General features: G+C 37.6%; 19 protein-coding genes, 2 pseudogenes and 1 riboswitch. Of the genes and pseudogenes, 17 read left to right on the plus strand and 4 right to left on the minus strand.

Annotation, left to right across the window (positions count from 1 at the left end):
- The first annotated feature begins 243 nt into the window (after positions 1–243).
- The 5 genes and pseudogenes from pflB to RWU19_RS13870 all read left to right on the plus strand — a co-directional run.
- Positions 244–2475: a formate C-acetyltransferase gene (gene pflB, locus RWU19_RS13850; protein ID WP_002309546.1), complete on the plus strand. Its 2232-nt coding sequence runs from the start codon at positions 244–246 to the stop codon at positions 2473–2475.
- 243 nt (positions 2476–2718) lie between these two features.
- Positions 2719–3480, plus strand: a complete 762-nt coding sequence (gene pflA / locus RWU19_RS13855) for a pyruvate formate-lyase-activating protein (protein ID WP_123837998.1) — start codon at positions 2719–2721, stop codon at positions 3478–3480.
- Positions 3481–3564: 84 nt separating this feature from the next.
- Positions 3565–4491, plus strand: coding sequence for a manganese-dependent inorganic pyrophosphatase (locus tag RWU19_RS13860; RefSeq protein WP_123837999.1), 927 nt, complete (start codon positions 3565–3567; stop codon positions 4489–4491).
- Positions 4492–4672: 181 nt separating this feature from the next.
- Positions 4673–5554 (plus strand): DUF1803 domain-containing protein, encoded by an 882-nt coding sequence (locus RWU19_RS13865; RefSeq protein ID WP_070770714.1) that lies wholly within the window; start codon positions 4673–4675, stop codon positions 5552–5554.
- Between the two features lie 74 nt (positions 5555–5628).
- Positions 5629–5838, plus strand: a pseudogene (locus tag RWU19_RS13870) (GNAT family N-acetyltransferase); the annotation flags it as partial.
- 136 nt (positions 5839–5974) lie between these two features.
- On the opposite strand, the gene RWU19_RS13875 reads toward RWU19_RS13870, so the two are convergent.
- Together RWU19_RS13875 and RWU19_RS13880 are read right to left on the minus strand one after the other, a co-directional pair.
- A complete protein-coding gene (locus RWU19_RS13875) occupies positions 5975–6607 on the minus strand; it encodes a hypothetical protein (protein ID WP_002315192.1) in 633 nt (210 codons plus the stop codon).
- Positions 6608–6754: 147 nt separating this feature from the next.
- Positions 6755–7297 carry a DUF2179 domain-containing protein gene (locus RWU19_RS13880; RefSeq protein ID WP_002289260.1) on the minus strand — a complete coding sequence of 181 codons (543 nt, stop codon included), beginning with the start codon at positions 7295–7297 and terminating at the stop codon, positions 6755–6757.
- 134 nt (positions 7298–7431) lie between these two features.
- On the opposite strand from RWU19_RS13880, the gene RWU19_RS13885 reads away from it, so the two are divergent.
- The 4 genes from RWU19_RS13885 to RWU19_RS13900 all read left to right on the plus strand — a co-directional run bounded on the left by RWU19_RS13885 (position 7432) and on the right by RWU19_RS13900 (position 10536).
- Complete coding sequence (locus tag RWU19_RS13885; RefSeq protein ID WP_002290241.1) at positions 7432–7821, plus strand: hypothetical protein; 390 nt, start codon at positions 7432–7434, stop codon at positions 7819–7821.
- Between the two features lie 3 nt (positions 7822–7824).
- Positions 7825–8583, plus strand: a complete 759-nt coding sequence (locus RWU19_RS13890; RefSeq protein WP_024634678.1) for an alpha/beta fold hydrolase — start codon at positions 7825–7827, stop codon at positions 8581–8583.
- Between the two features lie 135 nt (positions 8584–8718).
- The gene (locus tag RWU19_RS13895; RefSeq protein WP_002309535.1) at positions 8719–9666 is read left to right on the plus strand and encodes a LacI family DNA-binding transcriptional regulator; all 948 of its coding nucleotides are present in this window, start codon (positions 8719–8721) and stop codon (positions 9664–9666) included.
- A 129-nt stretch (positions 9667–9795) separates the two neighbouring features.
- Entirely contained in the window at positions 9796–10536 is a 741-nt protein-coding gene (locus RWU19_RS13900) for a hypothetical protein (RefSeq protein WP_070770716.1), read from the plus strand.
- A 291-nt stretch (positions 10537–10827) separates the two neighbouring features.
- On the opposite strand, the gene RWU19_RS13905 is transcribed toward RWU19_RS13900, so the two are convergent.
- Positions 10828–11496 carry a YitT family protein gene (locus tag RWU19_RS13905; RefSeq protein ID WP_002290249.1) on the minus strand — a complete coding sequence of 223 codons (669 nt, stop codon included), beginning with the start codon at positions 11494–11496 and terminating at the stop codon, positions 10828–10830.
- Positions 11497–11628: 132 nt separating this feature from the next.
- On the opposite strand from RWU19_RS13905, the gene RWU19_RS13910 reads away from it, so the two are divergent.
- From RWU19_RS13910 to RWU19_RS13945, 8 genes are all read left to right on the plus strand, one after another.
- The gene (locus RWU19_RS13910; protein WP_002290251.1) at positions 11629–11916 is read left to right on the plus strand and encodes a hypothetical protein; all 288 of its coding nucleotides are present in this window, start codon (positions 11629–11631) and stop codon (positions 11914–11916) included.
- Between the two features lie 414 nt (positions 11917–12330).
- Positions 12331–13869, plus strand: coding sequence for an ABC transporter permease/substrate-binding protein (locus tag RWU19_RS13915; protein WP_086286092.1), 1539 nt, complete (start codon positions 12331–12333; stop codon positions 13867–13869).
- Positions 13866–14831, plus strand: a complete 966-nt coding sequence (locus RWU19_RS13920) for an ABC transporter ATP-binding protein (protein ID WP_024636195.1) — start codon at positions 13866–13868, stop codon at positions 14829–14831. The genes RWU19_RS13915 and RWU19_RS13920 overlap by 4 nt, the downstream gene beginning before the upstream one ends.
- Positions 14818–16140 (plus strand): dihydrolipoyl dehydrogenase family protein, encoded by a 1323-nt coding sequence (locus RWU19_RS13925; protein WP_070770719.1) that lies wholly within the window; start codon positions 14818–14820, stop codon positions 16138–16140. The genes RWU19_RS13920 and RWU19_RS13925 overlap by 14 nt, the downstream gene beginning before the upstream one ends.
- A 62-nt stretch (positions 16141–16202) precedes the next feature.
- Positions 16203–16307: riboswitch (TPP riboswitch) on the plus strand.
- A 73-nt stretch (positions 16308–16380) separates the two neighbouring features.
- Positions 16381–17124 carry an ABC transporter permease gene (locus tag RWU19_RS13930; protein WP_070770720.1) on the plus strand — a complete coding sequence of 248 codons (744 nt, stop codon included), beginning with the start codon at positions 16381–16383 and terminating at the stop codon, positions 17122–17124.
- 14 nt (positions 17125–17138) lie between these two features.
- On the plus strand, positions 17139–18131 hold the full coding sequence (locus RWU19_RS13935) for an ABC transporter substrate-binding protein (protein WP_123838000.1): 993 nt from the start codon (positions 17139–17141) through the stop codon (positions 18129–18131).
- Positions 18132–18142: 11 nt separating this feature from the next.
- The gene (locus RWU19_RS13940; protein WP_123838001.1) at positions 18143–18868 is read left to right on the plus strand and encodes an ABC transporter ATP-binding protein; all 726 of its coding nucleotides are present in this window, start codon (positions 18143–18145) and stop codon (positions 18866–18868) included.
- Between the two features lies 1 nt (position 18869).
- Positions 18870–19592 (plus strand): TatD family hydrolase, encoded by a 723-nt coding sequence (locus tag RWU19_RS13945; RefSeq protein WP_123838004.1) that lies wholly within the window; start codon positions 18870–18872, stop codon positions 19590–19592.
- 83 nt (positions 19593–19675) lie between these two features.
- On the opposite strand, the pseudogene RWU19_RS13950 reads toward RWU19_RS13945, so the two are convergent.
- Positions 19676–19908, minus strand: a pseudogene (locus RWU19_RS13950) (peptidase M23); the annotation flags it as partial.

Genomic DNA, 19908 nt, shown 5'->3' on the forward strand with positions numbered 1-19908 from the left:
GTATTAATACAGATGGCCCCTCTTTTTCATTCATTTTTAATAAATCCTTATACGTTTGCAAAAAAAGATGAAAGTGTTCACAATGCTTAAATATTGGTATATCAACGTTACTTGCAATATACATAGATAAAACATAAAAATTGTTAAATAAAAAACAAGAAAACCCTTGCAAAGATAAGGTGCTGTGTTATACTAATCACGTAAAAACTGTTACATAAAACAGAAATTTAGGAGGTCCATACAATGGAGCAATGGAATGGATTTAAAGGTACCAAATGGAAAGAAGGCGTAGACACTAGAGACTTTATTCAAAACAACTACACTGAATATCGCGGTGATGACAGCTTTTTGGAAGGCCCAACAGAAGCAACAGAAAAATTATGGGATGAATTGCAAAAGCTGAATGATATCCAATTCGAACGTAACGGTGTCTATGATATGGACACAGAAATCGTATCAACCATTACTTCCCACGATGCAGGCTATTTGGATAAAGATTTGGAAAAAATCGTCGGTCTACAGACAGACAAACCTTTGAAACAAGCATTCATGCCGTTCGGTGGAATCAATATGGCTAACAATGCGCTGAAAAGCAATGGCTATACACCAAACGATGAATTAACACATATTTTCACTGACTGGCGCAAAACACATAATCAAGGGGTGTTTGATGCTTATACTGCCGAAATGCGTGCAGCTCGTAAAAACAAAATCATTACAGGGCTTCCAGACGCTTACGGTCGCGGACGTATCATCGGCGACTATCGTCGTGTGGCATTGTATGGAATCGACTATTTGATGGAACAAAAGAAAAAAGATCATGATATGACTGGTTATCATACGATGAGTGAAGAAGTGATTCGTTTACGTGAAGAAATCACTGAACAATATCGTGCATTAGCACAAATGAAAGAAATGGCTGCAAAATACGGCTATGATATCTCTAAACCAGCTGCAAATGCAAAAGAAGCTGTCCAATGGTTATACTTCGGTTATTTAGCAGCAATCAAATCACAAAATGGCGCTGCGATGTCAATCGGACGTATCTCAGCATTCCTTGATATCTATATCCAACGTGATTTGGATAATGGAGTAATCACAGAAAAAGAAGCGCAAGAATTGATCGATCACTTAGTAATGAAATTACGTATGGTCAAATTCGCGCGTACACCTGAATACAACCAATTATTCTCAGGTTTCCCTATCTGGGCTACTTTATCCATTGCTGGTATGGGCTTAGATGGTCGTTCATTAGTGACGAAGAATGATTTCCGTCTGCTTCACACATTGACAAATATGGGACCTTCACCAGAACCAAACTTGACTGTTTTGTATTCTGAACACCTTCCAGAAGGATTCAGAACATATGCGAGCCGAATCGCTATTGAAAGTTCTTCGATTCAGTTTGAGAATGACAATCAGCTTCGTGAACAATGGGGTTCTGATGATTGTGCGATTGCTTGCTGTGTATCAGGAACAGTTGTTGGAAAAGACATGCAGTTCTTTGGTGCTCGTGCTAACTTGGCTAAAACACTATTATATGCTATCAATGGTGGGGTCGATGAAGTGACTGGCGCCCAAGTTGGACCAGAATATCGTCCAATCACATCAGAAGTACTAGATTTTGAAGAAGTGAAACATAACTTCATGAATATGATGGATTGGTTAGCAGAACTATATGTCAATACGTTGAACATCATTCATTACATGCATGATAAGTATTCTTATGAAGCAGCTCAGCTTGCCTTGATGGATTCTGACTTGCAACGCACATTTGCTACAGGTATTGCTGGAATCTCTCATGCGGCAGACAGCTTGTCAGCCATCAAATATGCAAAAGTAAAAGCAATCCGTAATGAAAAAGGAATAGCAGTTGATTTTGAAGTAGATGGCGACTTCCCTAAATACGGAAATGATGATGACCGTGCAGATGAATTAGTTTCATGGATCTTGGAATACTTCATGGGACAAATCAAACGTCATAAAACTTACCGCAACTCAAAACCAACAACTTCATTATTGACGATTACTTCAAATGTTGTTTACGGTAAAAATACAGGAAATACTCCTGATGGGCGTGAAGCTGGAAAACCACTTGCGCCAGGAGCAAACCCAAGTTACAATGCAGAACAAAGTGGGTTATTAGCTAGCCTGAACTCAACAGCTAAAATGAATTACGGTTGTGCATTGGATGGAATTTCAAATACCCAAACAATCAATCCTTCTGGTCTTGGAAAAGAACAAGATACAAGAATCGAAAACTTGCGTAATGTCTTAGACGGATACTTCTCAAAAGGGGCTTATCATTTGAATGTCAATGTATTCAGTAATGATCTATTGCGTGATGCAATGGAAAATCCAATGAAATATCCGAACTTGACGATCCGGGTATCTGGTTATGCAGTTAAATTCCGTGACTTGACAAGAGAACAACAACTAGATGTCTTGATGAGAACTTCACACGACAGAATGTAAAAAAGTTTAGGAAACAGCCTTTCGACTCAGTGCCGAAAGATCGTTAGATATCCTTCGCATCATAATCGAATGATCAGTATGCTTATTTGAAAGACACGATTTACAGGGGCAGGACATGTATGTTCCGTCCCTGTAAATTTTACACATAACGAAGCGGTGATTGCGAAAAATTTTGTTCAGAAAGCTTCGCTTCGACAGCTAACTTGTACTTAAAATGAAATCAAAGAAAAGATGTGAATTTAAATGGAAGAAAAAACAATCGGCTATGTTCATTCTATCGAAACTTTCGGTTCAGTAGACGGCCCTGGACTGCGCTTTGTCGTGTTTATGCAAGGATGCCGCATGCGTTGCCAATTCTGTCACAATCCTGATACTTGGAATATTGGCGGAGGGAAAGAGTACTCAGCAGATGAACTTTTAGATAAAGCGGAACGCTTCAGACCTTACTGGGGAGATAAAGGTGGGATTACTGTTAGTGGCGGAGAGCCTCTATTGCAGATCGATTTTTTGATCGAACTATTTAAAAAAGCAAAAGAGCGAGAAATGCATACTACATTGGATACATGCGGAAAACCTTTTACGTATGAAGAACCCTTCTTCTCTCGTTTTCAAGAATTGATGAAGTATACAGACTTACTGTTATTTGATATCAAACACATCGATAATGAAGAGCATAAAAAACTAACGCATTGGGACAATGAAAATATTCTAGAAATGGCTCAATATTTGTCAAAAATCAACAAACCGGTTTGGATTCGCCATGTACTAGTTCCTGAGCGAAGTGATTATGATGAATATTTGAACCGACTAGACAACTTTATCCAAACCTTGTCAAATGTAGACAGAGTAGAGATCCTTCCTTACCATACGATGGGAAAATACAAGTGGGAAACACTTGGTTTGAAATATCCATTAGAAGGAATCGAACCACCTACAAAAGAACGTGTCGAAAATGCTAAACGATTGCTTCATACAGAAGAGTATACAAAATATTTAACGCGATAGAACGCATCGGAAAGAAGTTAAGTATTGCTTCTTTCCGTTTTTTTGCTATTATTAAATAGGAGAAATCACAAAGGAGCGAATGACATGTCAAAAATTTTAGTTTTTGGTCACCAAAATCCAGATACAGATGCAATTGGGGCAGCCATTGCCTTTTCACACTTGCAAAATGAATTAGGTAACGAAACAGAAGCAGTTGCTCTAGGTACACCTAATGAAGAAACACAATACGCATTAGACCACTTTCAATTATCTGCACCACGAGTAGTAGAGTCAGCTAAAGCAGAAAATGCAGATGTCATGCTTGTGGATCATAATGAATTCCAACAAAGTATTTCAGATATCAGCGAAGTAAATATTTTGGCTGTAGTAGACCACCATCGTATTGCAAACTTTGAAACAGCTAATCCATTGTACTATCGTGCAGAACCAGTTGGATGTACAAGTACGATCATTTTAAAACTATATAAAGAAAACCAAGTAACGATCCCTAAAGAAATTGCTGGGATCATGCTTTCAGCTATCATTTCAGATACATTGTTGTTCAAATCGCCAACATGTACGCCTGAAGACGAAGCAGCTGCAAAAGAACTTGCAGCAATCGCTGAAGTAGATCTAACTGCCTATGGTCTTGAAATGTTGAAATCCGGAACGAATCTAAGTGATAAATCAGCTGCGGTTCTTCTTGATTTGGATGCAAAAAGTTTCCCAATGGGCAGTTCCAATGTGCGTATCGCTCAAGTCAATACAGTGGATCTGAATGAAGTGATGGATCGACAAGCAGAACTAGAAGCAGCGATGGAAGAAGAAATGAAAGCAAATGGCTACGATTTATTCGTATTAGTTGTCACAAATATCTTAGACAGCGATTCAGAATTACTTGTTGCTGGTAAAGGAAAAGAAAAAGTAGAAGAAGCTTTCCAAACAACTTTGACCAACAACCGAGCTTTGCTTAAAGGTGTCGTTTCACGTAAAAAACAAGTCGTACCTCAGTTGACGGCTGTATTCAGCTAATCAAATGGTAGGATGAAGCATTCAAAGTGAATGGGATAAGCGATTGAATAAAAAGAAACACAGAACATACTAAAAATATAAGAAGTGGAGGAGAATAACAGTCAAACATGACTCTTGTTCTTCCTCCTTTTTATGTAAAAACCTTTTAAGTAAAATAATATGGATAGAAAAGAGAACATATATGAACTATTATTATTCAAAAAATAAGGAAAATTTTTATCAAAAACTGACCGGTGATCCGCTTTTTTCTTTATTGACCGATTATCTATATGAACATCGAGAAAAAGAAACGATTCTAAGAGAATTAAAAAAAGAATTTCCGCAAAACAAATTTTCTCATTTTCTTGATTTATTGATAGATGCAGGATTAATCAAGAGAGAAGAACGAAGATATCATTTGAACTTTCCAGTATTTGATCCCAACGATTACTTGCAACAAGCCACTTCGGCTGCTGAAACCATAGCCGACCAATTGAAGAGACTCTCTGTTGCTGAACAAAAATTAGCGATGGGAGAAGTTATTTGGGCGTATTGTTTTGAAGATGAACGAAAAGAAACGCATTTTTATGGAGTAAGAAACAGCCGAGAGACAGAATTGCTGAGAACGACTGCAGGAAATCAGAAGTACCGTTTTATTACACTTTCCTCTAAAGAACACTTCCCGCTTACGTTGGCTAATTATTTTTTTATACAAAAGAATCAGCTTCCTGTAACGAAGGCATTCAAAGAATTAGCCGAACTTATTGGAGATGTAAATGAAGCGTACTTTTTTGATCAAATAGAAATTATCGTTGACAGGATACGTAAGAATAAATATAAAAATCGTCGGCCTAGTATTTTCCATCAGTCATTACTTGTGACGAATACCATAAAGGAAGAAGAATCATTTACACTAGCATTGCCTATTGTCGAAAAAAACAATCTTGAGATCGAATTTCCAACATTGGATCCTTCATTGACAATGGAGGAAAGGGCCTTTCTTAAACGACAAATCTTTTCTGAGCTGAGCAAGAAATTTATGCCGCATGCATTTTCTTATATCAAAGAATATGGAACAATATAGAGCAGCTTTGGTGAGTAGAATCTAAGAGAGCAGTAAGCAAAAATTATGCTGATTCTTGCAAGAGGAGTCTTTCTCTTCTTTTATGGTTAAAAGAATTATTTGAGTATTTTGCCTATCTACCACATATTGGATTCACTACATGGTCTGGAAACAAAGGAATGCAAAAAATTGGTGAGAAATGTGGAATGACAAAGGAAGGAGTCATAAGAAAAGTTAGATTTTTAAATAATCAATATTATGATTCAATCAAGTATGGCATTCTAAGGGAAGAACTAGCCGATTAGATTAGGAAGTCCATTTGGTGATCCAGAATCACTCAGAAACGAATGGTAAGTCATTATTAATCATCTATCCAATCTTGGGATATTCTTTTAGATTGAAGTGTTTAAAATTAAAAAAGCATTTATGAAGTCGTCATAGTCAGGCTTCAAAATGCTTTTTATTTTGTTTCTTTTTTCTTTGCCACATAAATACACCTAGACTGACGATGAAGAGCATATCCAACAGATTTCCTGCGACTTGGATCGTCGAAGGGTTGGCCAATGGTATCAAAGCAAGGACAAAAAAGGAAAACAAGCTGTAGATAAAACATGTGACAGGAACTAATCGAAAGAAGAGCGGACATCTCATTTGGCTAAAAATGAGTGAAAAAATAAAATAAGTGAAAATAGATAAAATCACGACTAAACCATTCATGATAAAGAAGAAAAGCGTATTGTGATTAAACGAATAAAAAAGGATAGCTAAAAAAGAAAACGTTTTAAATGCAATCAATACACCTGAAGCTTCATTTAACGTACCAGGATGTCGATGAAAAAAATAGGCACCGAAATACACAGAAAACATCAAGCCGCATAGAGAAGATAGAATCAAAAAAAACGGATTTTCTTCGGTTTCTGTAATATCAGAATGATCCAAAAGCAACCAGCCTAATGCACTAGAAGGCGCATGTGAGGTCTTAACGTACGAATAACATAGAAAAAATAAAATCGTCAAAGTTGCAAAAAAAGAGCCTAAATGTAAAAAATTAGTTGTTTTACGTTGAATTTCCATAATATCTCCAAATTAAATTGATAAGTATATAAAGTATAATAACAAATCAATGAGTATATGTCGATGTTTTTTAATCAAAATTATAAATAAAAACTGTCGAACATCTAAAATTTAATTTATATGTTCGACAGTTTTTTAATTTGTGAGTTATTTTCCTTGTCTTTTTCTTACTTTTTTAGTCCAAAAACCACCTGAAATATATTTTGGCTCATATGAGATGATGAAAGCACGCTCTTCAATTTCTTTGATCAGACGATACAGTTCACGTTCGCTTTTTCTAGGAGAAAGTATTTCCAAGACCAGTCGCTCGCCTTCTAGACCCATTGCAGAAGTTTGTGTCACACCGTAACCGTGTTCTCTCAGTATACCAGGCAAACTTTTATCTTCCGCGCTATTTGCTGGCAAAATCGTTGTGACCATGATGTATCCTAATGCCAGCTTGTCTTCAATCAAAATCCCAACACTGATACCTACTGCGTAACCTAGCGCATAGACAAATAAATTCAGCGGATTATCTAAACGATCCAATACAAGAGATAGCCCTACGATATAGATCGTGATCTCAACCATACTGACAAGGGGAGCAATCAGCCGGTAGCCTTTCATTGTCAGCATAAAACGTAACGTGTTCAAAGTGATATAAGCAAAATTGATGAGGAAGATCATCCCCAACATTTTAGGATCAATCATTTGTAAAACTCCTTTCATTTGTATAACAACAATATCAAAAAAAATCGCAAGTGAAGAAAAATTGAAACTTTATTGGTACCAAAAAATGATAAAATGATTATAATAGAATTATAAAGATAGGTTAGGTGATTAAAATGAAAACGGTCAATCGAGTGTTTTGTGCCAGCCACGTGCTCAGTCTCCTTCTCAGTATATACTTAGGTGTCTATGCGATTCAACAGCCAATTGATGTAGAGAACATTGTTTTTCAGATGTCGCTGACAGATGGTTTGATTCTAAGCGTTTTTTTCTTTTTGATACTATTTATTGGTAATATTTTCGGTAGCGTTGCCAGTTTTTTGAATTTCTCTATTTATCCTCTCCTTTCGCTAGCATTAGGAGTGGTGGGGCTTTGTTCCCTATTCTTATTTCCTGAGCCATTCAGTCCTGCATTTATATTATTTGGTATACTGAACCTGTTCCAGACGACTGTCGGATCATGGTTGCTATGGCGATCAGGAAATTTAATGAAAATAGGTGAGTAACCATTGAATCCAATTATATTGAAACGTTCTGTCAATCAAATTCCAGTGTTAGAGGTTGTCCTGAAAGAATTAAGAGAAGAACGGATTCCCGTTGTTATCTATTATCACGGATGGCAGACAAGTAAGGAGTTAGTTTTGACACAAGGAAGGAAAATTGCACAGCAAGGTATTCGTGTGATCCTGCCAGATGCGATGAATCATGGGGAACGCAAACAGCCAGTTTCTTCTATTCCATCCTATACATTTTGGGATAGTATCTACGGGAACTTGTTTGAGTTTGACACGCTTATCAAGCATTTAGAAAAAAGAGATCTTTTACATGATCGGCTTGCAGTTGGCGGGGTTTCGATGGGCGGAATGACAACATGCGCGTTGTTAGCCAAGCATCCTCATATAGCAGCAGGTGTATGTTTGATGGGATCTCCTGCGCCTCTGGAATATGGGAAAGAAATTGCAAGACGAGCGTCAGAATACAACTATATCTTGCCAAAAGACTATTTTGATCTGATTTCGTGGGTCAAGAGTTATGATTTATCATTGCAGCCGGAAAAGCTAGCTGGACGCCCTCTGTTCTTTTGGCATGGACAAGCAGATGAAAAGATACCTTATATACAAACGGAAAGATTTGTAGAGAAAAACCGGCATGAGCCTTACGGAAAAGAAATTGTTTTTCGTTCCTCCAAAACACAGCGACACATGGTACAAATACCACTGATGGAGGAAGCTTCCGCTTTTTTAGCAAAGAATTTGATAAAAAAATAGAAATAGCTGAATCGGAAAATCACTTAAGGAGGATAGGAGATTTTCTGATTTTTCTTTTGGGCTATAATGAACCCTGTTAGGAAAATTTGGTATAATTGGTAATAAGAACGACAACATGTTAGAAAGGAAGAGAGCATGCCCACTTTAGCAGATGTTGCAAAACGTGCCAATGTTTCAAAAATGACGGTTTCTCGAGTCATCAATCATCCGGAACAGGTGACGGATGAATTGAAAGAGTTAGTTTTCTCAGCAATGGCTGAATTGGATTACCGCCCAAATATTGCTGCAAAAGCACTTGTCACGAATCGGTCACAGATCATCAAATTATTTATACTGGAAGAAATCGACACAACCGAGCCCTATTACATGAATTTGCTGATGGGGATCGCTAAACGGATCGGAAAAGCGCATTATTCTCTCCAACTAGTTACAAATGACGCATTCGATGTCGGTTCTTGTGATGGATACATCATCACAGGTGTCAGAAAAAAAGACTTCGATTGGATTGACCGCTTGGAAAAACCAGTTGTTTTGTTTGGAGAAAATTGTGAAGGATATGACTATGTAGACAGCGATAATGAATATGGTACAGCAAAAGCAACGCAATATGCCTTAGAAAGAGATTACCAAACAATTATTTATATCGGGATCGAAGTGGACGAATCGTTTGAGCTTTCAAGGGAAGCTGGTTACTTATCTGTGATGAAGGAAGCTGATCTTCCAAGTAAGATCTTGCGATTTCCAAATCATTCGACAGAAGTAGAAAGATATATGATAGAAAACTGGGCAGGTTTCACCGATAAAACTTGTTTTGTATGCAGCTCAGATCGACTGGCACTAGGAGCGGTAAGAGGAATTGTAAATGCTGGTGGGCGCTTGCCGGAAGAATTTGGTGTAATCGGCTTTGATGGCGTGTTTTTAGACCAAATCAGTTCGCCTAAATTGACAACGATCAAGCAAGATATTATCCGTATGGGGGAAGTATGCGGGGAAATGTTGCTGAAAAAAATAGAAGAGAAAGGGGCAAGTCAAGGTTATCGTCGCTTTTTCCCTGAACTAGTCATCAGAGAAACGACAAATTAAGCCTCGTTACTTTTTATATATTTATGAAATTCATCGCTATTTTCTTAAAATAATCAGCGCATTGCTACTGAAAACAAAAAATCTGTGCTATTATTGAGAAAAGTTCCATTTTTGAGAAGGATGGTTTGAATGAAAGAAATCAGACGAAAACATTTCCGTTTTCCTGCGTACGATGACGAGTTAGGCGTAAAATTAACCAGCGAGAAGAAGCGGGTATTATTTGACGGGCAGGAAGATCTTTTGACTGAACAGAATCAGCACCCGTTTGAACAAATGAAAGAATTCCATTTCACGAACACAAACACTGAACAGGTCCGACGCAAGCGCCGTGCAACAAATGGATTGAAGTCAGCTCCGCGTAAGGAAAATTTGGAAAAACATAAAGAAAAATTACCGGATTATACTGGACATCATCAATCAGAACTCACGTCGACTGGACGAAAAAAACTTTTTGGTGAGTCTTCTCGTCCTGTCAGGCAAAGTGAAACGAGGACAGAGTCTCGAAATACTATGAGAAGTTCATCTGTGGACACAAAGGTACGGGAACGTTCTTATTTTGTTCCTAAATATGTACCTGCATCTATTATTCCAGACCCTAGAGAAAGTAAAATTTCTGAAGAGCATTTGATCGAATCAATGAAAAAAACAGATGACTCTTATCTGTTGTTTGATACAGAACCAACGCCTTATCAAGAAAAAAGAAATGATGAGCCTTCTGTACGCACGTTCAATCGAACAAAAACATTAGAGGAAACAAAGCAGTCAGAAGAAAAAAAATCGAAAAAAAGCCATAGTATCTTAGAACGTTCACTGCAAGGGCTGATTGACGATCAGGGAAATTCTTTAGGAGAGAATAGCTATTTTAAATAAGTCAAATACAACCTTGTATTATGTTATAGTGGGGAAGGAAACGCTGCGGCGTTTCTTTTTTTATACTCTACTCGAATGATTATATCGTAACCTAATCTTTTTTTCTTAGCTGATGTTTTCTGCCGTGAGCAAGAGGAGAAAAGGTGAAGAGTAAAAAACAAACTATTTTCACAGATTGTCTGTAAAAATAGTTTGTTTTCATATTTTTATAAAAAATTTTATTGAAAGAATATACGTCGTAGTTTACATAATGATTTTTTAGTAAAGCAAATAAAATAGTAAAAATAAGAATCAGTGCTCTAACTGTTCAAGAGGATCAAGTGGTTCAAATGTTTCTGTAGTCTGTTTTGCTTCCAATTGGGGTAAAACAGATCCAATTTCCAGATACTTCACTTTATTCAATGTATAAGATAGAATAGAACAGCTAAGCAATGTATACAGAAAATGTGTGAGATCCAAATAAAGCAAGGAGACAACTAAAATACCAAAAGTGATCAAGAAAAGACTTTTGCCAATCTTAATATGAAAATATTTTTCAATGGCTTGATAAATGATATCTGTTCCGCCTGTGCTTCCGCCAAATCGAAAGACGAGACCGCAACCAATGCCAGAAAGAATCCCTGTCATCAAACTATTGATCAGTAGACTATCTACAGCAAAATGTATATGAAGGCTTTCCCATAAATGTAAAAAGAAAACCAGCGCAAATGTTCCGACGATCGTCCGAAGAAAAGCGTGTTTTCCAAAAAGAAACAATGAGATAAGCAGTAAAGGTAAATTAAAAAGCAGCGAAGTGATAGAAGGCGCGAATCCAAAAAGATTATGCAAGAGCAAAGCAATACCAGTAACACCACCGTCTGCCAGTTTAGATGGAATATTGATGCCTGTCACAGCCAATCCATAGATCCCTGCGCCTAAAATGATTCCGCACAATTCTGTCATTAAATTTAATTTTTTCATTTCTAGCCTCTTTTCTTTTGAAAATTTTCAGCAACCTCTTCATTATACTGACTTATACTCTTTCTTCAAGAGGAAAATGAAAAAAATTTATTTTTGGTTGTTTCTTCCAAATTATCAAAAAGGAGTGGAAAAATGCGAGCAGCAGACTTATTGACAATTCTTACAAAATCACCCAAAAAAACAGATTATCAAGGTGTTTTTTTGGCTCAAGACCAAAAACTGATTCCTGTGACAAGAATCCAGATAAATGAATCGTATCAATTCATCTTTTTATTTGAACAAGGCAAAGCACCACTTGCTATGAAAGAAATCTTTCTATTTTTGATGAAGAACCGTGAAAAAGCTGTTTATTATCAGTCAAAAGAAGAACTCATTCCGCTTTATGGAGTGAAAGAGATAGAAAATAAAGTGGTGATATAAGTAAAAATAAGAAAACAAGACGTTTATGATGCCAAAACAACCGTTTTTTACATTTTTGGCAAAAAAGTGTCATGATACAGTATAATACTTGTTGAACAGGCCAATAAAGGTGTTCTCCCCCACGAGATTTCTACTTTATTGGCTGTTTCTTTTTATTTAAAAGAAAAGTTGTATATGAAAAAATACGGTTGATTCCGAGTAATCATTTCGTATAGATGTATTGGATGTTCGTTGTGAAGAAACGAGAACCAAAAAATCTATCCGATTTTGTTGCTCGGATTCTTTTTTTATCCGCATATTTAGAGGTGATTTTTCTATTAATTACTGACGTCTAGTAGGGTTAAGGTAAGTCAAGTTAGTTGGGAAAATGTAAAGAAATGTTTATACTTAAAGAATAACAGAAAGGAAGGTCGCATGAATAATTTTATACAAACATTAAGTGAAAGAAAAGGCGAGTTGCTGGAAGCTGCATTTCAACATCTGTCTATTTCTCTCATTTCTTTGCTGATTGCAGCACTGATTGCTATTCCTCTAGCAATTTGGGCAGCTAATCATAAAAAAATGGCAGAAGTCTTATTGCAGATCACGGGTGTGCTTCAAACGATTCCTTCACTTGCCTTATTAGGGTTACTTATCCCATTTGTAGGGATCGGAACTGTTCCAGCATTGATTGCACTTGTTATTTACGCTTTGCTTCCGATTTTCCAAAACACGTATATTGGTCTAGCTGAGATTGACCCGTCTATTGAAGAAGCGGCGGTAGCATTTGGTATGTCCAGAATGAGACGCTTGCTGAAAGTAGAACTTCCCATCGCATTGCCTGTCATTATCTCAGGTATCCGAACTGCCTTAGTTTTGATCATCGGTACGGCTACTTTGGCGGCATTGATCGGAGCAGGTGGATTAGGAACATTTATTTTATTAGGTATCGACCGCAACACACCAGTTTTAACATTGATTGGTGCAATCAGTTCTGCCTTGCTTGCCATTATATTCAGCGGATTGATTCGCTGGTTGCAGCATAAGAAACCTCGATATTCTATCATTACTTTAGCAGCCGTCGTGTGTTTATTTGGGGGCGTTTCTTTATATCAGTCTGCCTTGTTTAAAAATGAAACCATCACGATTGCTGGAAAATTAGGAGCGGAACCTGAAATCCTGATCCAAATGTACAAAGAATTGATTGAAGACAACACAAAAACAGAAGTTGAATTAAAACCGAATTTTGGCAAGACTAGTTTTTTGTTCAATGCCTTGGATCAAGGGCAAATCGATATCTATCCTGAATTCACAGGGACTGTCCTAGAAAGCTTGGTGAAGGTACCTGAAGCAATGAAAAGTGCTGATTTGACAAAAGAAAAAACATATGACGAAGCAGAAGAATTATTGAACAAACAATTCGATATGACATTATTGAAACCAATGGCTTATCAAAATACGTATGCCTTGGCGGTCAAGAAATCTTTTGCAGACGAGCATCAACTTAAAAAAATTTCCGATTTAGCAGCAGTTTCTGATCAGATCAAAGCGGGATTCACACTGGAATTTATTGATCGTTCTGATGGATATAAAGGAATTCAAGAAGCATATGGATTGAATTTTTCAAGTGTACAAAGCATGGAACCAAGTTTGCGTTACCAAGCAATCACTAATGGAGATGTCAATATTGTGGATGCTTATTCCACAGACAGCCAACTCAAGGAGTATGATCTAGTCACTCTAGAAGATGATCAAGGGCTATTCCCAGCTTATCAAGGCGCGCCACTGATGAAAACAGATTTCGCCAAGGACCATCCTGAAATCGTTGAAGTGCTGAATAAATTAAGCGGAAAAATAACAGAAAATCAAATGATCGATATGAACTATCAAGTCAATGTCGAAAAGAAAAAACCGGCAGAAGTAGCACGAGTCTTCCTGGAAAACGAAGGATTACTAAAGGAGGGAGATCAGTGACTAAATTAATCGAATTCAAACATGTGCAAAAAAAGTACGATGGAAAATATGTCATTGATGACCTAACTCTTGCAATCAAAGAAGGAGAAATCTTTGTTTTGGTTGGGCCTTCTGGTAGTGGAAAAACAACTACTTTGAAAATGATCAATGGATTATCTAAACCATCAGCAGGAGACATCTACTTCAAAGGAAAATCGTTAAATGAATATAATCTGCAGAAAATGCGGTGGAATATGGGGTATGTGCTGCAGCAAATCGCTTTGTTCCCGACCATGACAGTCAAGCAAAACATTGAAGTCATCCCTGAAATGTTAGGTTGGGAAAAGCAGAAAAGAGCAGACCGTGTAGATGAACTTCTTCAAAAAGTTGGCTTATCTCCTGATATTTATCGAGATCGTATGCCTAGAGAGTTGTCTGGAGGAGAACAGCAACGGATCGGGATCATCCGAGCTATTGCTGCAAGCCCAGATGTGATTTTGATGGACGAGCCATTTAGCGCATTAGATCCTATTTCAAGAAATTCATTACAAGAATTAGTTTTATCTTTACATGAAGAACTGGGAACGACCATCGTTTTCGTTACGCATAACATGGAAGAAGCAATCAAGCTAGGAGATCGTATTGCGTTTATGAAAGATGGAGAAATTATCCAATGCGACACACCAGAACAGTTATTGATGAATCCTAAAAATGAATATGTACGGCATTTCTTTGATGAACCGAAACAGACGAAAGAATGGCGAGTCGAAGATTTAGTCGTCAATGGATATTTTTTAAAAGAAGTACCAAAAAACAGTCATCAACAAGTTTGCCTTGATACGCCTCTGAAAGAAGTGTATTCACTTCTTTCAGTGTACCCAAACATTGTGATAGTAGAAAAAGGAAAAAACATTGGTTCACTGACAAGTAAAGAAGTCTTTACTTTTTTAAGTCGAAAGGAGGAAGAAAATGAAAACATATGAGGCAATCGTCATCGGTTCAGGTGTGAGCGGCTTAAGTGCTGCTTATGGATTGAAAGAAGCAGGTAAAACAGTATTAGTGGTCGAAGAAGATCTATGGGGCGGGACTTGTCCTAACCGTGGATGTGACCCTAAAAAAGTCTTGTTGAGTGCAGTAGAAGCCCGTAATCGGATAAAACAATTGAATGGAAAAGGATTTAACGAGATCCCAACCGCTAATTGGGAAGAACTCCAAAAATTCAAACGCACATTCACAGATCCAGTTCCAGAAAATCGGAAAAAACAATTGGCAGAAGCTGGAATCGATCATCTTTCAGGAACCGCTCGTTTCTTGGACGACTCATCTATTGAAGTCAATGAAGAAGTTTTTCATGGAGATTACTTTGTTCTGGCAACAGGACAAAGACCCACGATCTTACCAGTGGAAGGAAAGGAATACTTGAAGAATAGTGCAGATTTTTTATCATTGCCTGTACTGCCTAAAGAAATCATTTTTATCGGTGGTGGATATATTGCTTTTGAACTGGCTACGATTGCCAATGCTGCAGGGAGTAAAGTAACCATTGTCCATCATAATCAACGACCATTAAAAGAATTTGAGGCGTCTTTGGTAGAGGAAGCCGTCCATCAAATGGAATCATCTGGTATTCAGTTTGCTTTTGATGTTGAAACCCAAAAGATCATCTCGGAAGGAACTCGATATCGTTTAGTCGGAAAAGAGACGGAATTAGTAGCAGATATGATTTTTTGTGCGACTGGGAGACAGCCGAATACAGAATCTTTAGCACTTGAACAAGCGAATGTCGTCTTTGATAAACACGGGATTGAGGTCAATCATTATCTGCAAACGAGCAATCCAAAAATTTTTGCGTGTGGAGATATTGTTTCAAGGAAAACACCCAAATTGACACCAGTCGCCACTTTTGAAGGAAATTATGTAGCTAAACGGATAACGGATGCAACAAGCGAACCTATCAAATATCCGATTATACCCACGATCGTCTACGCCAGTCCTAAACTTGCTGAAGTAGGAGTCACAAAAAGTCATGCCTCTTCGTCAGATCAAGTGGTAGAGATGGATCTTACCGGTTGGTTCACCTATCATCGTGTCAATGAACCAGTTGCTAAGGCTGAATTGACCTTTGACCAGCAAAATTATTTGATTGGTGCTGCAGTGATTAGCGAGCAAGCAGATGAATTGATTGATGATTTGACACTAGTCATCAATCAAAAATTGACTAAAAAAGAGTTGGATAGCTATATCATGGGGTATCCGACATTGGCTAGCGATCTCTCCTATTTATTGAAATAATCAGCATGATAACTAAAGCGCTTGTTGCTTTTTCCTTCTTGTGCTACACTTTAAAAAATGAATACCTGTTTCTGGGGATGTCGTAGACGACATGAGAGTAAGTTGTGAACTTAGACCCATTGAACCTGTCAGTTAATACTGGTGAAGGGAGAAACATAGCAGACGCTTGAAGCGGGTTACTATGTCGTGCCCATTTCAAGCGTTTTTTGTTATCCATATTAGAAGAAAGGAGGCATCAAAATGAAGAAAAATCTTTATCCAGCAGTCAGTATGGCATTCATTTTAATTATTTGGCAGATCGTTGTCTTAGTTTGGAAAATACCCGCTTTTATTTTACCCGGACCTGCTGCTGTATTTTCTGCGTTAACAGCAGATGCACACGTATTGCTTTCCCATTCTGTCACAACATTAAATGAAGCAGTGATTGGTTTGGCAATAGCTAGCGTTCTTTCTTTTATTACTGCTTTGGCAATGGATTATTGGAAGTTCTTAGAAATGTCTTTTTATCCATTATTAGTGATTTCTCAAATGTTGCCAATCATGGTTTTAGGGCCTTTGCTGACCCTATGGTTTGGTTTCGGTATGCTTCCAAAAGTGATCCTTATTGTCTTGATAAGCTATTTTCCGATCGTAGTTTCTTTTTCGGATACATTGAGGAAAGTATCAAAAGAGCAAATCATCTTTTTGAAAACGATGGGGGCAGATACAGGGAAGATTTATCGAATATATAAAATACCAGCGGGTTTATCCGGATTCTTTTCCGGTTTAAAAGTGGCCGCTACTTATTGTGTCAGCGGAGCAGTCGTTGGAGAATGGCTAAGCGCTCAAGCAGGCTTAGGGTATTATATGATACGCGTAAAAAATAGCTACCAGATCGATAAAGTTTTTGCTGCGATCATTTGTGTCATTCTATTGAGTTTATTGCTGAATGGCGCTTGTTCATTATTGAAAAAAGGGTATTACCGTATGCTTTATATTTTTTAAGAGAAGGGGATCAAATGAAAAAATTATGGCTTTTATTACCGCTACTGTTGCTTTTATCCGCTTGTGGCACTGCAAAGGAAACAAGTAGCAAACAAGAAACGAAGGATTTGAAAAAAGTGACACTTGTTTTGGATTATGTACCGAATACTAATCATACTGGCATCTACCTAGCAAAAGAAAAAGGCTATTATAAAGAGGCTGGTTTAGATGTCCAAATCATCGAACCAGGAGATAATTCGACAAGTATTGGTCTAGTAGGTGCGGACAAAGCACAATTTGGTGTAAGTTATCAAGAAGATGTCACTTATGCTCACGCAGATGGACAGAATATACCAGTCAAAGCAATTGCTACAGTGATCAAACATAATACTTCTGGATTCGCCACCCTATCAGACAGTAACATCCATTCACCAAAAGATTTTGAAGGAAAAACATATGCAGGTTGGCAAAGTCCAAGTGAAGAAGCTGTCTTAAAAGCTGTGATGGAAAAAGATGGCGGGGACTTTTCAAAACTGACAATGGTAGGAAGCAATGGTGAAGGGCCAGAAAGCTTAGGAAAATCCTCAGATATCCAATGGTACTTTGAAGGTTGGGATATGATCAAAGCAAAAGAAGCGGGTATTGAACTAAACTATATCCCATTGAAAGAATTAGATGAACGGTTAGATTACTATACTCCGGTAATTATTACGAATGATCAACTGATCAAAAATGATCCAGAATTGGTACAGTCTTTTATGGATGCCACGAAAAAAGGCTATCAGGAAGCTATTAAGGATCCAAATGACAGTGCTAAACTGTTGCAAAAATATGCAAAAGGAAATGATCGGACGTTTTTAGAAGAATCACAAGCATTCTTATCAAAAAATTATACAGATGATCCTGAGAATTGGGGATTGATGGAAGAAAAAGTTTGGCGCAATTATACAGCTTTTATGCAGGAAAACGGATTGATCAAACAAGATGTACCTTCGAAAGAACTATTCACTAATCAGTTTATAAAATAGGAGTGATAGATGTGTCAATCCAAATCAGCCACTTGAATGTAGTTATTGAAAACCTGAAAATATTAGAAGACATCCATTTCACTATCCCTAAAGATACTTTTACATCGATTGTCGCGCCAAGCGGAGCCGGTAAGTCAACATTGCTGAAAACTTTAACTGGATTCCAGCCTATGACTTCTGGAACGATCAAAGTAGACGATCAAAAAGTAACTGGTCTCCATACAGCATTTAGTTATATGCCGCAAGAAGATATGTTACTTCCTTGGCTGAGCGTCTATCAAAACGTTACGTTATATCAAAAAATCAATCATCTAGCAATTGATGAAGAACAAGTAAGGGATTATCTGGATATCTTTGGGTTAAACGGCTATGAACATTTTTTGCCGGAACAATTATCTGGCGGGATGAAGCAGCGAACGGCCTTGTTACGAACAATCATGAATCCTTCTTCTTACTTGCTTCTTGATGAACCATTTGGAGCGTTAGATGCTATGACCAGAGGGCAGATGCAAGACTGGATGCTGAAACTGCCTAAAAAAGCAAAGCGGACTACTTTGCTCGTGACACATGATATTGAAGAAGCAATTTATTTATCAGACAGGATTCTTGTGCTTTCCGCCCGTCCGGCACATGTGATTGCTGAGATTCAAGTGCCTGAAAAACGAAGGTCACGTGAATGGCTACTGCAGCAATCAGAGTTGAAGCAAACGATTTATCAGTTATTGGCAGGTGAATGAGATGTTAAGTGATGCTCATTGTCATTTAGATGGGAGTCAGAGTTTAGCACTCCTTCAGCAGGAACACACGATTTTGACGATCATTAATTGTGATTCGCCAGAAGAATGGGAGGAAAACAGACGGCTTGCAACAAGCAAGAATCAAGTCTTAAGTTACGGTATCCACCCTTGGAAAACGGATAGCTATACGTTTGCACAAGTTGAGCTTTTTTTGAAAAAAGCAAGGATCATCGGTGAAATAGGGTTAGACAATATCTGGACGAATGTGCCGCTGTCTACACAAAAAAGAGTGTTTGAGCAACAGCTTGCTTTTGCAGCCATAAATAAGAAACCTGTTGTATTGCATACAAAAGGATGCGAAAAAGAGATCTTAAGCTATATCCAAGCTTACCCTAATCACTATTTGATTCATTGGTATTCTTCTTTGGACTATCAACAAGACTATATTTATTTAGGCTGTTATTTCAGCATTGGTCTTGATTTGAAAAAGAACCCAGCAGTCTGGCAACTAGCTAAAACAGTCCCAATCGACCACTTACTTATTGAAACGGATGGACTACATGCAGCAGAGTGGGCATTAGGGGATAGTTTTTCAGAAAAAGATTATGTCTCACTGCTTGAAGAACAGTTAAAGACAATCGCTGAAATCAAAGAGCTATCAGTTGAAGAAGTTAAGAAAAATACTTATCAAAACTTGGAACGTTTCATTAGATTAGGTAAATAAAAAAGAGGTGTGACACAACTAGTGTCGCACCTCTTTTTGGCTTTCTTTGTATAAAAGTAAACCGTTCGATTAATAAATGAATCTTAGTACCAACCGTTTGCTTCCCAGAATGCTTTCGCAGCTTCCCAAGAACCATAACGTGAAGCAACATATTGTTCTGCCACTTTTTCTTGGTTCGCAGCAGAGTAATCACCATTCAAGTAAGAAGAATCTAATTGGTAACGTCCGATGTAACGTCCGTTCGTTGCTGTGTAAGAACCGCTTGATTCTTTTTGTGCGATCCATTCTTTTGCAGCATTCGTGCTTGTTGCCGTTG

The sequence above is a fragment of the Enterococcus sp. 2STP genome (assembly GCF_032465635.1).
GTDB classification, from domain to species: domain Bacteria; phylum Bacillota; class Bacilli; order Lactobacillales; family Enterococcaceae; genus Enterococcus_B; species Enterococcus_B lactis.

Excerpts from the sequence above, each read along its gene's own strand:
- RWU19_RS13925 (WP_070770719.1), top strand. The coding sequence starts at position 14,818 with ATGAAAACATATGAGGCAATCGTCATCGGTTCAGGTGTGAGCGGCTTA.
- RWU19_RS13860 (WP_123837999.1), top strand. The coding sequence starts at position 3,565 with ATGTCAAAAATTTTAGTTTTTGGTCACCAAAATCCAGATACAGATGCA.
- pflA (WP_123837998.1), top strand. The coding sequence starts at position 2,719 with ATGGAAGAAAAAACAATCGGCTATGTTCATTCTATCGAAACTTTCGGT.
- RWU19_RS13910 (WP_002290251.1), top strand. The coding sequence starts at position 11,629 with ATGCGAGCAGCAGACTTATTGACAATTCTTACAAAATCACCCAAAAAA.
- RWU19_RS13875 (WP_002315192.1), bottom strand. The coding sequence starts at position 6,607 with ATGGAAATTCAACGTAAAACAACTAATTTTTTACATTTAGGCTCTTTT.
- RWU19_RS13905 (WP_002290249.1), bottom strand. The coding sequence starts at position 11,496 with ATGAAAAAATTAAATTTAATGACAGAATTGTGCGGAATCATTTTAGGC.
- RWU19_RS13915 (WP_086286092.1), top strand. The coding sequence starts at position 12,331 with ATGAATAATTTTATACAAACATTAAGTGAAAGAAAAGGCGAGTTGCTG.
- RWU19_RS13885 (WP_002290241.1), top strand. The coding sequence starts at position 7,432 with ATGAAAACGGTCAATCGAGTGTTTTGTGCCAGCCACGTGCTCAGTCTC.
- RWU19_RS13900 (WP_070770716.1), top strand. The coding sequence starts at position 9,796 with ATGAAAGAAATCAGACGAAAACATTTCCGTTTTCCTGCGTACGATGAC.
- RWU19_RS13935 (WP_123838000.1), top strand. The coding sequence starts at position 17,139 with ATGAAAAAATTATGGCTTTTATTACCGCTACTGTTGCTTTTATCCGCT.
- pflB (WP_002309546.1), top strand. The coding sequence starts at position 244 with ATGGAGCAATGGAATGGATTTAAAGGTACCAAATGGAAAGAAGGCGTA.
- RWU19_RS13930 (WP_070770720.1), top strand. The coding sequence starts at position 16,381 with ATGAAGAAAAATCTTTATCCAGCAGTCAGTATGGCATTCATTTTAATT.
- RWU19_RS13865 (WP_070770714.1), top strand. The coding sequence starts at position 4,673 with ATGAACTATTATTATTCAAAAAATAAGGAAAATTTTTATCAAAAACTG.
- RWU19_RS13945 (WP_123838004.1), top strand. The coding sequence starts at position 18,870 with ATGTTAAGTGATGCTCATTGTCATTTAGATGGGAGTCAGAGTTTAGCA.
- RWU19_RS13895 (WP_002309535.1), top strand. The coding sequence starts at position 8,719 with ATGCCCACTTTAGCAGATGTTGCAAAACGTGCCAATGTTTCAAAAATG.
- RWU19_RS13880 (WP_002289260.1), bottom strand. The coding sequence starts at position 7,297 with ATGATTGATCCTAAAATGTTGGGGATGATCTTCCTCATCAATTTTGCT.